Consider the following 12,898-nt stretch of genomic DNA (forward strand, 5'->3'; position numbering starts at 1 on the left):
CACGACAGGGGCGTCCGGTGAAGCGGCTGGACGCGCTGCGCGGCCCGGTGCCGCCCCGCCCGCACGACGCCCGCGCCATCGCGGCACTGGCGGCCAACCCCGGGTGCGCCCGGCGGGCCGTGCTGGACGCCGCCGGGGTCGACAAGGACGGCACGGCCCGGCATCTGGGCTTCCCCGCCCCGTTCGGCCAGTCGCAGTTCGCCATCACCCGCGGGAACGTGTTCGAGACCCTGGTGAAGGAGAACGGCTGCGCCGAGCTGCTGCGCCTGATGCGGGAGCTGCTCGGGCTTCCGGTGGCCCAGGTGGGCTACCAGGACGTGGAGAACGTCGGCTCGCATCTGCGCGCCTCGCACACCCGGGCGCTGATCGACCGGGCAGCGCGCGAGAGCGAGGACAGCGCGGTCTTCTACGACCACCCGCTGTTCAGCCTGGAGATCGCCGGGCACACCTGCTACCTCGAACCCGACGTGGTGGCCTTCCAGCTCGGCGGGCGCTTCCACATCGTGGAGATCAAGTCCTTCGCCGTGATCGACGGCCAGGCCGAGCCCGAGAAGGTCGCGGCCGCGGCCCGCCAGGCGGCGGTCTACGTGCTGGCGCTGCGCACGCTCATGGCCGAGCTGGGCCACGACCCCGAGCGCGTCTCCCACGACGTGGTGCTGGTCTGCCCCGAGAACTTCGCCAACCGCCCGACCGCGACGCTGCTGGACGTGCGCAGGCAGCTGGCGGTGCTCAAGCGGCAGCTCACCCGGATGACCCGGGTCGACCGGCTGGTGGAGGACCTGCCGCCGGGGCTCACCTTCTCCCTCGACCCGGACTCCGAGGGCGTGCCGACCCGCCCGGCGGCCGAGCTGGCCGAGGCCCTGGCGCGCGTACCGGCCCGGTACGCGCCGGACTGCCTGTCGACCTGCGACATGTGCATGTTCTGCCGGGACGAGGCCCGCGCCTGCGGCTCGACCGACCTGCTCGGCCGGCAGATCCGCGACCAGCTCGGCGGGGTGTCCCGGATGACCGAGGCGCTCGCCCTGGCCGAGGGCGCGGCCGAGCCCGCCGAGGACCAGGAGGAGGTCGCCCGCCTGCTGCGGCTGGCGAACCGCCTGCGGGAGGAGTGCCTGGCGTGAGCGCTCTGACCGCCCTGGCCCGGCTGCGCGCGGTCCGCGAGGGCGTGGCCCAGCCGATCACCACGGTCCGGCACTGCCACCTCTCGGACCGCCCCATGGTCTTCATCCCGCTCCGGATGGCCGGTGAGGCCGCCGCCCCACTGGGGGCGATGGTCGGCACCGATCCGGAGCACCCCCGGCTGCTGGTGGTGCCGCAGCCGCGCAACCGGGACCTGCGTTTCGCCTTCGCCGGAGAGCTGGCCGAGGTGCTGCTGCCGTACATCGAGGGGTTCGGCAAGACCACCGAGACGGTGGAGAAGCGGGGCGGCGAGCCGTACGAACGCTGCCTGGACGCCCCGCAGATCCTCGTGCCGAACCGGCCCGCGGTGGCGTTCACCGGGCTGCTGGGCCGCTCCACCCGCTTCCGGCGGGCCGACGGGCCCTACCCGGTGCACCCGTCGGTGCCGCTGCTGGGCCGGTGGCTGACCTACTTCGCCGACCGCTCGGCCCAGCCGGGCTCCTCGCTGCTGCCGGCGGTGACGGAGGTCCTGGGCGCGCACTGGGCCACCGGGCAGAGCGGCCTGGAGGACGCCAACCTGGCGGCGCTGCTGGGCTGGATCGATCCACCCGCGGGGATGGACGGCCGGCGCGCCGCACAGGAGGCGGAGGACCCGCTGCTGTGGCCGCCCGCCGGCCCCGCGACCGACCCGGGCTTCGACAACGAGGTGCTGGCCCCGGCGATCCGCGCCTACGAGGAGGCGCCGACGAGCCGGGCCGTGGAGCGGATCGCCCGGGCGCTGCGGACCCAGCTGGAGCCGACCTGGCGGCTGATGTGGCGGGCGGTGGAGCTGCTGCGCGCGCTGCCGGAGGGCTCGCGGGTCGCCGACCGGTGGGAGGTCGACCGGGGGTCGTTCACCCGCTTCGTCGAGCGCATCGCCGAGGGCGCCCCGCCGCAGGCCCGCAGGGACGGCGCGGTGAGCGCGGCGGCGCGGCTGGCCGGGCTGGAGCGGGCGCGGGCCAGCTACGACGTGCAGCGGGCCTACGACGACCCGCTGGTCATGGCCGAGTACCGGCTGACCGGCGAGGCGTTCGCCGGGGTGGTCACCGGCGCCGAGCCCGAGCACTTCGAGGGCGAGGGCCGCTCCCGCAAGCTCAGGCCGCTGATCAGGGTGCGCACCGACGATCCGGTACGGCTGGCGCCCGGCACCGCGGTGGGCAGCCCGGACCGGCGCGGCCACGGGGCCGAGGTCCTCGGGTTCGCCGACGGCGAGATCCTCCTCAAGATCACCAAGGGGATGGGCCGCGGCAAGGTCCCCGCCCCCGGATCCGTGCCCGAGCCGGGCGAGCGGGTCTGCTACACCTCGCTGACCGACGACTTCCAGAGCTCGGCCGCGCTGCCCGACCCGGAGAACACGCCGTGGACCCACGGGGGCCCGCCGCAGGAGTACGTCCCCGATGACGACGACGCCCAGGAGGAGTGGTCATGACGCTGAGGGTCGTCGAGCCCCTGACCCCGCAGCAGGAGGCGGCGGCCGTCGTCTCCGACGTGCTGTCCGACCTGCCGCGCCACCGCGGCGTGGTCGTCGACTCCCCGCCGGGCGCGGGCAAGTCCACGCTGGTGGTCAGGGCCGCCGGGCACATCGCGGAGACCGGCGAGCCGCTGATGATCGTCGCGCAGACCAACGAGCAGGTCGACGACCTGGTCGAGCGGCTGGCGAACGAGCACCCCGACCTGACGATCGGCCGCCTGTCGGCGAGCGGATACGTCACCCCGCAGCGGATCCTCGCCCACTCCAACGTCTCGGTGGCGACCAAGCTGCCCGACCTGGGCGACCCGGCGGTGGTGATCGCCACGGCGGACAAGTGGGCCTGGATCGGCGACCGGGTCTGGCCCTGGGCCATCGTCGACGAGGCCTACCAGATGCGTTCGGACAAGCTGCTGCGCATCGCCTCGCTGTTCGAGCGGTCGCTGTTCGTGGGCGACCCCGGGCAGCTGGACCCGTTCTCGATCGTCGACGGCGACCGCTGGGCGGGCCTGTCGTGGGACCCGGTGCAGAGCGCGGTCTCGGTGCTGCTGCGGCACAACCCGGACCTGCCGGTGCACCGGCTGCCGGTCTCCTGGCGGCTGCCCGCCTCGGCGGGGCCGGTGGTCTCGGAGGCGTTCTATCCCTTCACCGGGTTCCGGTCGGGCACGGCGCACGCCGACCGGTCGCTGGAGCTGACGGTCAACGGCATGCGCACCTCCTACGACCGGGCGCTGGAGGAGGCGGCCGCCTCGGGCTGGGCCCTGTACGAGCTGCCCAGCCGCCACACCGTGCGCACCGACGCCGAGGCGGTGCAGGCCACGGCCCTGCTCGCCGTACGGCTGCTGCAGCGGGCCCCGGTGGCGCACTCCGAGCGCGGCAGCCACCGGGTCACGGCCGACCGGATCGCGATCGGCGCGGCCCACCGCGACCAGGTGGCGGCCATCCGCGCGGCCGGGGTGCCGCCGGAGATCACGGTGGACACGGCCAACCGCCTCCAGGGCCGGGAGTACGACGTGACGATCGTGCTGCACCCGCTGTCCGGGCGGCGCGACGCCACCGCCTTCCACCTGGAGTCGGGGCGGCTGTGCGTGCTCACCTCCCGGCACCGGCACGCGTGCATCGTGGTGGCGCGGGCGGGGATCCCCGAGCTGCTGGACGCCCACCCCTCGGCCGAGCCGGTCCAGCTGGGCGTGCCGGTGAAGTTCCCCGACGGCTGGGAGGCCAACCAGTCCGTCCTGGCCCACCTGTCCAGGCACCGCGTGACGCCCTGACCCCGCGGGCCGAGTAGTCTCCGGCGACGGGCGGGCGGCGCGCGCCGCGGTCAGTGAGTGTGGTCGGTCGCCGGGATCCCGGGATGGGCCAGCAGCCAGGCGATGCGCTCGCGGCTGTCGTCGTCGACCGGCGTGTAGACCACCATCCGCGTCTCGGGCGGCGCGGCCAGGGTCATGCTGGTGGATACCGTGCGGACCAGTCCGGCCACGCAGTGCTGGAAGATCTTCATCCGGCTGCCCGGGCTGGCCACGTCGTGGGTGGCCCACATGCGGGCGAACTCGGGGCTGACGGCCGACAGCCGGCGGACGAGGTCGGTCCAGGCGGGCTCGCCGACGTGCCGCCCGAACCCGGCCCGCAGGGTGGCCACCATCTGCGGCAGCTCCTCCGCCCGGTTGACCACGGGGTTGCAGCACTCGCGCGTGACGAACAGCTGCCAGAGCGCGTTGCGGGTGGCCGGCGGCTGCCCGGTCATATTGGGGAACAGCCTGTCGTAGGCGGCGTTCCAGGCCAGCAGGTCGTAGCGGGCGTTGTATACCGCGGCGGGGATCGGGGTGAGCTGGTCGAGGATGACCTGCGTCTCGGGTTCCAAGCTCCGGCACCCACCGGACTCGGGAACGGCCGGCACCCCGGCGAGGCGGTAGAGGTGCTCGTGCTCGGCCTGGTCCAGCCCCAGCGTGCGGGAGATCGCGTCGAGCACCTGCACGCTGACGTTGATCGGCCGCCCCTGCTCCAGCCAGGTGTACCAGGTGACGCCGACCCCGGCGAGCTGGGCGACCTCCTCACGGCGCAGCCCGGGCGTACGGCGGCGCAGCCCCGGCGGCAGGCCGACGTCGGCCGGGGTGATCCGCTCGCGGCGGCTGCGCAGGAAGGCGGCCAGTTCGGTACGGCGCGCCCGCGGCCGGTCCTCCGGCGGGTTCCCGGCCGCGGTCTCCACCGACCGGCTCCCCGCCCCGGCCTCGACCGCCTTCGGGCCGCCGGCCTCCGGCGACCGGCCCTCGGCCCCGGCCGTCTTCCGGATCCCGGCCCCGGCCTCCGCGGGCCTGAGGGGGCGCGGGGTCCTGGCGGCGGGGCGGGTGGCCGGGCCGGTTGCGTCACGGGTGTCCGGCTGCGTCACGGTCACCTCCCCATGGTCGCCGACGGGCGGTCCGCCTGCCAGGTGCTGGTGGTACCAGGATCGACAGGCTCTCACCACCGGTATCCGCCCGGCCCCAGGCTCGTCCCATGACCGCGATCTCCACGAGGGCCCCCGCCCTGCGCACGCCGTGGCTGCTGACGATTCTCCTGACCGGGCAGTTCATGGCGATCTTGGATGTGTCCATCGTCAACGTCGCCTCCCCGGTGATCCGTTCCGACCTCGGCGCGTCCGGATCGGGGCTCCAGCTGATCATCTCCGGTTACACGGTCGCCTACGCCATGCTGCTGATCACCGGTGCCCGGCTCGGCGGCCGGTACGGCGGGCGGCGGCTGTTCCTGTCCGGGCTGGCGCTGTTCACCGCCGCCTCGCTCGCCTGCGGCCTGGCCGCCTCCGCCGGGCAGCTGATCGCCTTCCGGCTGCTGCAGGGGGCCGGGTCGGCGCTGATGGTGCCGCAGGTGCTGAGCCTGATCCAGACGAACTTCACCGGCGCGGCCAGGGCGCGGGCGCTCAGCCTCTACGCCACCGTGATCTCCGGGGCCGCGATCGTCGGTCAGGTGCTGGGCGGCGTCCTGGTCTCCGCCGACCTGTTCGGCACCGCCTGGCGGCCGGTGTTCCTGGTGAACGTGCCGATCGGCCTGGTCCTGCTGGCGGCCGGGGCGCGGCTGCTGCCCGGCGCCGGGCCGCGCGCCGACCGCGCGCTGGACGTGCCGGGGATCGTCACCCTCTCGCTGGCGGTGAGCCTGCTGGTGGTGCCCCTGGTGCTGGGGCACGAGCAGGACTGGCCGCTGTGGGGCTGGGCGGCGATGGCCGCGAGCGCGGTCTTCGCCGGGATCTTCGTGCTGGTGGAACGGCGGGCCGCCGCCCCGCTGGTGCCGGTGCGGGTGCTCGGCGCGCCCGGGGTCGTCCCGTCCGCGCTGGCCGTCTTCGGGGCGATGGCGACCTACGGCGGCTTCCTGTTCTGCGTCGCGCTGCATCTGCAGGGCCGGCTGGGCGCCGACCCGGTCGAGGCGGGGCTGACGTTCCTGCCGGCGGCGGTGGCGTTCGCGGCGGTCAGCCTCAACTGGCAGCGGCTGCCCGAGCGGCTGCGGCGGCGGATGATCGTCGTGTCGTTCGCCGTGGCCGCGCTCGGCTACCTGCTGCTGGCGCCCGCGCTGGAGAGCGGGCGGTGGCCGCTGCTGGCGGTGGCCCTGGCGGTGACGGGGGCGGGCCTGGGCGGGACGTTCAGCCCGGTGCTCGCGGTGGCCCTCACCCACGTCGCCCCCGCCGACGCCCCCGACGCCAGCGGGTTGTTCGTGATGGTGACCCAGCTGGGCCAGGTGGTGGGGGTGGCCACGTTCGGCACCCTGTACCTGGGCGGAGGGTCGGCCGCCGCCACCGCCGCCGCGCTGGCGGCGGCGGCCCTGGCCGCGGGGGCGTGCGCGCTGCCCCTGCTGCGGGTACGGCTCTCGCGCTGAGCCGTACCCGCGACCGGTCCGGTGAGGAGGCAAGGCACCGGGCCGGGGTCAGACCGTGCGGCGCCAGACGTCGATGGCCAGCACCTGGCGCATGCCCACCGACAGATAGAGGTCGAGCGCGGGGGTGCTGTTGTTGGCGTCGACGTGCAGGTAGGTGCCGGCCCGGCCGCGCCGCGCGTCGGCGGCGAACGCCGTACGGAGCATGAACCGGCCCAGGCCCCGGCCGCGGAAGGCGGGCAGGACGGCGAGCTGGCGGACGTAGCCGCAGTTCTCGTCCCCGGCGAACATGTCGGTGCCGAGCAGCATCGCCGCGGGCTCGCCGTCCACCCGGGCCACCAGCAGCTGCGACCAGTCGGTGCTGCTGGAGGAGTCGAGGTCGGCGAACCACTCGTCGAAGCCCTTCGGGGTGAAGCCGAAGTGGTCGGCGAAGCCCGCCTGCTGGACCGCGTGGCCCTGGCGGCGCACCTCCTCACCGAGCCCGTCGTGCAGCGTCACCCCGTCGGGCGGGGCGGGCGCGGTGACCGTGCCCTCGTGGTCGACGAGCATCCGGATGAAGCTGGTGGCCGGGGCGAACCCGCGGGCGGCGGCCACGGCGCGCTTGCCGCTGTCCTCCCGGTACAGGCCGATGTCCACGACGGCGTGGTCGTGGCCGAGCTCCGCGGCGATCTGCGAGGCCCGCCCGATCGCCGCGTCCCACAGCCGGTCGGTGATGGACCGGGCGTCGGGGTGGACCACCACGTCGATGTCCACGTTGGCGCTGCGGCCCTTGCGGCAGGCCCAGGCCCAGCCGACCAGCCGCCCGTCCTCGTCGTGGACGACCCAGCCGTCCCTGTCCCTGTCGAAGGCGGGCTCGTTGATCTGGTCGGCGACGTCCTCCAGGGTCATGTCCGCCTTGCCGATCACCTGCGTGTCGCACAGGGAGATCAGCTCGTAGATGGCCGTGACGTCCTGCGTCACGGGCCGCCGGGTGAGGTGTCCGGCGGCGGTCGCGGTGGTGGTGTCCATGACGCCGAGTGTTCCCCGGCCGACTTGCTTTCCGCTGGGCCGCCGCTTGGCGGCTCAGTCGAGGGCCGCCGGGACCGGGGCCTTGTCCTTGTCGTCCTGCCCGAAACCGCTGCGCAGCGGGATCTCCTTGATGAAGGCCGCCAGCAGCGGGACCAGGACGGCGAAGGGGATCGCCCACCAGAACACGGTGGAGATGGAGGTCGCCAGCGACTCCAGGAAGCCGTTCAGGACGGGCGCCGGCAGCTCGTGCAGGGCGGCGGGGTCGAACTGGCCGCCGCTGGAGGCGAGCTTCTCCCCCGCCGAGCCGAGCTTGGCCGTCAGGTTGTCGCTGAGCTGGTGGTTGAAGATCGCACCGAACAGCGAGACGCCGAACGAGCCGCCGATGGACCGGAAGAAGGTCGAGGAGCTGCTGGCCACGCCCAGGTCCTTCTGCTCCACGCTGTTCTGCGCGATGAGCATCGTCGTCTGCATCAGGAAGCCCATGCCCGTGCCGAGGACCGCGATGAAGACGCCGGTCTGCCAGAGGGAGGTCTCGACGTCCATCAGCGACAGCAGCCACATGCCGAACGCCATGCCGACGCCGCCGATGATCGGATAGATCTTGTACTTGCCGGTGGTGGTGATGGCGCGGCCGACGAACAGGGAGATCACCATGGCGGCGCCCATCATCGGCAGCATCAGCAGGCCGGAGTTGGTGGCCGAGGCGCCCTGGACGGTCTGCTGGAACAGCGGCAGGAAGTTGATCGCGCCGAACATGGCGAAGCCGAGCAGGAAGCCGATCGCCGAGATCAGGGTGAAGTTGCGGTTGCGGAACAGGGCGAGCGGCATGATCGGCTCGGCGGCGCGGCGCTCGACCGGGATGAACAGGGCCAGGGTCACCACGGCGAGGCCGATCAGACCGAGGATCTGCGGCGAGCCCCAGTCGTACTCGTTGCCGCCCCAGGTGGTGACCAGGACCAGCGCGGTGATGCCGACCGACAGCAGGATGGCGCCCAGCCAGTCGATGCGGTGCTCGGTGCGGTGCCTGGGCAGCTTCAGCTTCACCGCGAGCAGGGCCAGGGAGACGAACCCGATGGGCAGGTTCACGTAGAAGGCCCAGCGCCAGTCGAGGTGGTCGGTGATGAAGCCGCCGACGAGCGGGCCGGCGATCATCGCCAGCGACATGACGCCCGCCATGATGCCCTGGTACTGGCCGCGCTCGCGCGGCGGGACCAGGTCGCCGATGATGGCCATCGCGTTGACCAGCAGGCCGCCCGCGCCCAGGCCCTGCAGCGCGCGGAAGGCGATGAGCTGGGCCATGCCGCTGCCGGGACCGCCCAGCATCGGCGAGCCGGCCATGCCGCACAGCGCCGAGCCGATCATGAAGATGACGATGGAGGCCAGGAAGATGGTCTTCCTGCCGTACAGGTCGCCGATCTTGCCCCAGATGGGGGTGGAGACGGTGGTGCCGAGCACGTAGGCCGTCACCACCCAGGACAGGTGGGTCAGGCCGCCGAGCTCCGCCACGATGCGGGGCATCGCGGTGCCGACGATCATGTTGTCGAGCATGGCCAGGACTATCGCGAGCATCAGCCCCGGTAGCACTACCATGACCTCACGTCGCCGTGCCGGCACGGCTTCGACCTGCGCCATGTGTTCCGCCCCCATGAAGAACCCTGATCGATCTTGCTTACTTGCCGACCGGCAAGTGTCGGATATGCTCGGAATGTAGGCCGGTCACTTACCGGCCGTCAAGTAGATTTCGCCGTGAAGGAAGCCATGAGGGACCAGGCCGACACCCGCACGCGGATCCAGGAGATCGCCCTGACGCTCTTCACCGAGCAGGGCTACGAGGCGACCTCGCTCCGGGAGATAGCCGAGGCCCTCGGTGTGACCAAGGCCGCCCTCTACTACCACTTCAGGACCAAGGACGACATCGTCGCCAGCCTGGCCGAGAAGCGGCTGCACGCGGTCGAGGAGCTGCTCGCCTGGGCCGAGAAGCAGCCGCGCACCGAGGAGACCCGGCGCGAGCTGATCCGCCGCTACGCCGACGACCTGTACAGCGGGCGGCACCGCGAGATCATGCGCTTCTTCGAGCGCAACCAGACGGCGCTCAAGCACCACCCGGTCATGGGCAAGACCAGGGAGCGGATGTTCGAGCTGATCACCTTCATGGTGGAGCCCGGCGACCCCGTCGCCACCCGGCTGAGGAACTCCATGGCCGTCCTCGCCCTGCACGCCGCCTCCTTCATCCTCGACGAGGAGGTGCCCGAGGAGGAGCGCCGGGCCGCCGGCCTGGAGGTCGCCTTCGATCTGCTGCGGCGATGAGCGTTCTCATCGACCCGCCCAACTGGCCGGGTCCGCGCGGACTGCTCTGGTCCCACCTGGTCAGCGACTCCTCCGTCGAGGAGCTGCACGCCTTCGCCGCGCTGCTGGGCGTCCCGCCCCGGGCCTTCGACCGCGACCACTACGACGTGCCCGAGACCGTCTACGAGCGCGCGGTCGCGCTGGGAGCCGAGGCCGTCTCCTCACGCGAACTGGTCGCCCGGCTCATCTCCTCAGGCCTGCGCAGGCGCAAAACTCGTTCTTGAGTCGCCCACATCCCGCATGGATCGCCTCCTCGGGGGCACGTGCCGCTAGGACGCAAGCTGAAAAGCCACGCGAGACGTCATAGGGGAACATCATGCTCAACGGTAAGACGATCGCCTTCCTCGTGGCCCCCGAGGGCATCGAACAGGTGGAGCTCACCGAGCCGTGGAAGGCCGTGCAGCAGGCCGGCGGGACCCCCAAGCTGATCTCCACGCAGAGCGGCACGGTCCAGGCCTTCAACCATCTGGACAAGGCCGACCGGTTCCCGGTGGACGCCACCGTGGACGGGGCATCGGCCGGGGACTTCGACGGGCTGGTCCTGCCCGGCGGCGTCGCCAACCCCGACTTCCTGCGGACCGAGCCCGGCGCCGTGCAGTTCGTCAAGGGCTTCTTCGACGCCGGCAAGCCGGTGGCCGCCATCTGCCACGCGCCCTGGACGCTGATCGAGGCCGACGTGGTGCGCGGCCGTACGGTCACCTCCTGGCCGAGCCTGCAGACCGACCTTCGCAACGCCGGCGCCACGTGGGTGGACCAGGAGGTCATGGTCTGCACCGAGGGTCCCAACCCCTTGATCACCAGCCGTAAGCCCGACGACCTCAAGGCGTTCTGCCAGGCCGCAGTGGACGCCTTCACCCGGTGACGACGTCCCGGCCGGTGCGGGGCGCGCCCGCGCCGGCCGGGTCCGCCGCCGTCGCGGGCGGGAGACCGCCCCGAGTCCAGGGCTTCGAGACCCATCTGAGGAGAGAACTGTGGAAGCCACGATCGCTTTGCGCCTGCCGCGCGACGCAGCGAGTGTTCCGGTCATCAGGCAGATGCTGGACTCGTCCCTGGACGCCCTGGGCGTGCAGCGTCAGGTCCGCGAGGACATCCAGCTGATGCTCTCCGAGGCCTGCTCCAACGTGATCAAACACGCCGACGACAGCGACGACTACACGGTCCGCACCGAGCTGAGCCGCGACCGCTGCAGCATCAAGGTCGTGGACGCCGGGAGCGGTTTCGAATTCTCGGGGACCTGTCAGGTCGCCCCGGGCGCCGAGTCCGGCCGGGGGCTTCTCATCATGCAGGCGCTGGCCGACGACGTCCGCTTCGTCAGGCGGGATGACCACGGCTCGATCGTCTGCCTGGAGAAGACCCTCCTGTTCGAGGACGACGCCCCCGGCAGGTCGCTGCTGCTGACCGACGAGGACGCTACGTCTCGGCGATGACCATCAGCTCCGACAGCTCCTGCTTCAGGTAGTCGGTGATCGTCCACACGTCGGGCACCATGTCCCGGCAGGCGATCACCCCCACGTCCAGGGAGCCGTCGTAGGAGAAGACGGTGATGTTGAGGCCCCCGCTGGCGTCGGTGACGACCGACACCGGGTGGTAGGCGGTCAGCCGCGCGCCGCACACGTAGAGCGGGATCTGCGGGCCGGGGACGTTGGAGATCACCACGTTGATCGGCCCGGCGGTCCCGGCGAACAGGTTGAACGCCGCGCGGGCGGCCAGGCCGGTCAGCGCCGCGGGCATCATGTCGCTGACCTGCTGGAGCCAGGAGGCGGGGGCGAGCGCGGAACGGTCCTTGATCTTCTTCATCGCCTCCTGTACGGCGCGCAGCCGCTCCACCGGGTCGGCGATCTGCGTGGCCAGCGTGGTGATCATTATGGTGACCTGGTTGCCGCCGCTCTGGTCGCCCGGCGCGCGCAGCGAGAACGGCACCCCGGCGATCAGCGGCCGGTCGGGCAGCGCGTCGTGCTTGAGCAGCCACTGCCGCAGCGCCCCCGCGCAGAGCGTCATCACCACGTCGTTGACCGTGACGCCGAAGGCGTTCTTGACCCGCTTGACGTCGGCCAGCGGCAGCGCGGCGAAGGCGAACCTGCGGTGGCCGCTGATGCGCCCGCTGAAGGGGGTGCGCGGGACGACCATCCTGGGCAGGTCCGGCACCGGGTTCCCGCCGGTCAGACGGCGCGCCAGGTCGCGGGTGAGGCGGGAGACCAGCCCGGCCCCGGGCACCTGCGACACGACGGGGATCTCGTCCAGGTGCGGGACGGCCTCGACCAGGAACCTGACCGTGGTGGCCGGGTTGACGACGGCCCTGGCGACCGCCCTGCCGATCATGTCCCGCGTGCCGATCCGCTCCTCCCCCGCACTGGAGGGGGAGGGCAGGCGCTCCGCGGGCTCGGGTGAGGTGTCCATCAGCGCGGCGAGCACGTCGGCGCCGGTGACTCCGTCGACCGCGGCGTGGTGGACCTTGGTGTACAGGGCCATCCTGCCGCCGGACAGCCCGTGGATCAGGTACATCTCCCACAGCGGGCGGCGGCGGTCCAGGCGGCGGGAGTGGATGCGGGCCACCTGCTCGCCGAGCTGCTCCTCACTGCCGGGGAAGGGCAGCGCCAGCTCGCGCACGTGATAGTCGAGGTCGATCGAGGAGTCCTCGGTCCAGTACGGGTGGTCCAGGCCGAGCGGGACGGAGACGAGCCGCCGGCGCAGCGGCGCCGCCGCGTGGAGCCGCTCCGCCATCAGGGACAGCAGGTCCGCCCGGGTCAGCTTGCCGTCCAGGATCGCCAGCCCCGCGATGTTCGCCACGTTCGTCGCGGTCTCGAAGTTCAGGAACTGCGTGTCCACCGCACTGAGCTGCCGCATCGCCTACCTCCAGGGAGTCTGCGCCTCGTCACGCTCCCGGCCGGTGGTCACGGCCAGTACCGCGAGCACGATGAGGACGATCACTGAGATGGCGAGCAGCGCCATCCCGGTGAGCCCGAACACGATCAGAATCGTGAAAATCTCGTCGACCAACTGCCGCACCGCACAACTTTGCCCGGATTAGCCCCTCGCTATACCACTTTGGAGGGGTGAGTTGGC

At 72.4% G+C, this 12,898-nt stretch carries 13 protein-coding genes; 8 read left to right on the plus strand and 5 right to left on the minus strand.

The genetic code is table 11. The features are described from left to right. Nucleotides 1-17: 17 nt before the first annotated feature. The 3 genes from Psi01_RS26975 to Psi01_RS26985 are packed head-to-tail and all read left to right on the plus strand — an operon-like array spanning nt 18 to nt 3,894. Complete coding sequence (locus Psi01_RS26975) at nt 18-1,118, plus strand: hypothetical protein (RefSeq protein ID WP_204066918.1); 1,101 nt, start codon at nt 18-20, stop codon at nt 1,116-1,118. After that, nucleotides 1,115-2,584, plus strand: coding sequence for a hypothetical protein (locus Psi01_RS26980; RefSeq protein WP_204066919.1), 1,470 nt, complete (start codon nt 1,115-1,117; stop codon nt 2,582-2,584). The genes Psi01_RS26975 and Psi01_RS26980 overlap by 4 nt, the downstream gene beginning before the upstream one ends. Beyond that, nucleotides 2,581-3,894 (plus strand): AAA family ATPase, encoded by a 1,314-nt coding sequence (locus Psi01_RS26985; RefSeq protein ID WP_204066920.1) that lies wholly within the window; start codon nt 2,581-2,583, stop codon nt 3,892-3,894. The genes Psi01_RS26980 and Psi01_RS26985 overlap by 4 nt, the downstream gene beginning before the upstream one ends. A 50-nt stretch (nt 3,895-3,944) precedes the next feature. On the opposite strand, the gene Psi01_RS26990 is transcribed toward Psi01_RS26985, so the two are convergent. Then, a complete protein-coding gene (locus tag Psi01_RS26990) occupies nt 3,945-5,015 on the minus strand; it encodes a helix-turn-helix transcriptional regulator (RefSeq protein WP_239128044.1) in 1,071 nt (356 codons plus the stop codon). A gap of 101 nt (nt 5,016-5,116) precedes the next feature. Here Psi01_RS26990 and Psi01_RS26995 point away from each other — a divergent pair, with 101 nt between their 5' ends. Beyond that, on the plus strand, nt 5,117-6,484 hold the full coding sequence (locus Psi01_RS26995) for an MFS transporter (protein ID WP_204066921.1): 1,368 nt from the start codon (nt 5,117-5,119) through the stop codon (nt 6,482-6,484). Nucleotides 6,485-6,532: 48 nt separating this feature from the next. Here the strand turns inward: Psi01_RS26995 and Psi01_RS27000 are convergent, their stop codons facing one another. Together Psi01_RS27000 and Psi01_RS27005 are read right to left on the minus strand one after the other, a co-directional pair. After that, complete coding sequence (locus Psi01_RS27000) at nt 6,533-7,489, minus strand: GNAT family N-acetyltransferase (RefSeq protein WP_204066922.1); 957 nt, start codon at nt 7,487-7,489, stop codon at nt 6,533-6,535. Between the two features lie 54 nt (nt 7,490-7,543). Continuing rightward, entirely contained in the window at nt 7,544-9,079 is a 1,536-nt protein-coding gene (locus Psi01_RS27005; RefSeq protein ID WP_239128045.1) for an MDR family MFS transporter, read from the minus strand. 156 nt (nt 9,080-9,235) lie between these two features. Between Psi01_RS27005 and Psi01_RS44180 the strand changes: the two genes are divergently transcribed. From Psi01_RS44180 to Psi01_RS27025, 4 genes are all read left to right on the plus strand, one after another. Continuing rightward, a complete protein-coding gene (locus Psi01_RS44180) occupies nt 9,236-9,796 on the plus strand; it encodes a TetR/AcrR family transcriptional regulator (protein WP_275424601.1) in 561 nt (186 codons plus the stop codon). Beyond that, on the plus strand, nt 9,793-10,059 hold the full coding sequence (locus tag Psi01_RS27015) for a DUF4031 domain-containing protein (protein WP_204066924.1): 267 nt from the start codon (nt 9,793-9,795) through the stop codon (nt 10,057-10,059). The genes Psi01_RS44180 and Psi01_RS27015 overlap by 4 nt, the downstream gene beginning before the upstream one ends. A 92-nt stretch (nt 10,060-10,151) precedes the next feature. Continuing rightward, nucleotides 10,152-10,697, plus strand: coding sequence for a type 1 glutamine amidotransferase domain-containing protein (locus Psi01_RS27020; protein WP_204066925.1), 546 nt, complete (start codon nt 10,152-10,154; stop codon nt 10,695-10,697). 109 nt (nt 10,698-10,806) lie between these two features. Then, nucleotides 10,807-11,262 (plus strand): ATP-binding protein, encoded by a 456-nt coding sequence (locus Psi01_RS27025; RefSeq protein WP_204066926.1) that lies wholly within the window; start codon nt 10,807-10,809, stop codon nt 11,260-11,262. Here the strand turns inward: Psi01_RS27025 and Psi01_RS27030 are convergent. Further along, complete coding sequence (locus Psi01_RS27030; RefSeq protein ID WP_204066927.1) at nt 11,246-12,679, minus strand: WS/DGAT/MGAT family O-acyltransferase; 1,434 nt, start codon at nt 12,677-12,679, stop codon at nt 11,246-11,248. The two genes, Psi01_RS27025 and Psi01_RS27030, sit on opposite strands and share 17 nt — an antisense overlap. Nucleotides 12,680-12,682: 3 nt before the next feature. Further along, complete coding sequence (locus Psi01_RS27035; RefSeq protein WP_204066928.1) at nt 12,683-12,841, minus strand: hypothetical protein; 159 nt, start codon at nt 12,839-12,841, stop codon at nt 12,683-12,685. Between the last annotated feature and the right edge of the window lie 57 nt (nt 12,842-12,898).

This window comes from Paraplanobispora siamensis (assembly GCF_016863175.1).
GTDB classification, from domain to species: Bacteria; Actinomycetota; Actinomycetes; order Streptosporangiales; family Streptosporangiaceae; genus Planobispora; species Planobispora siamensis.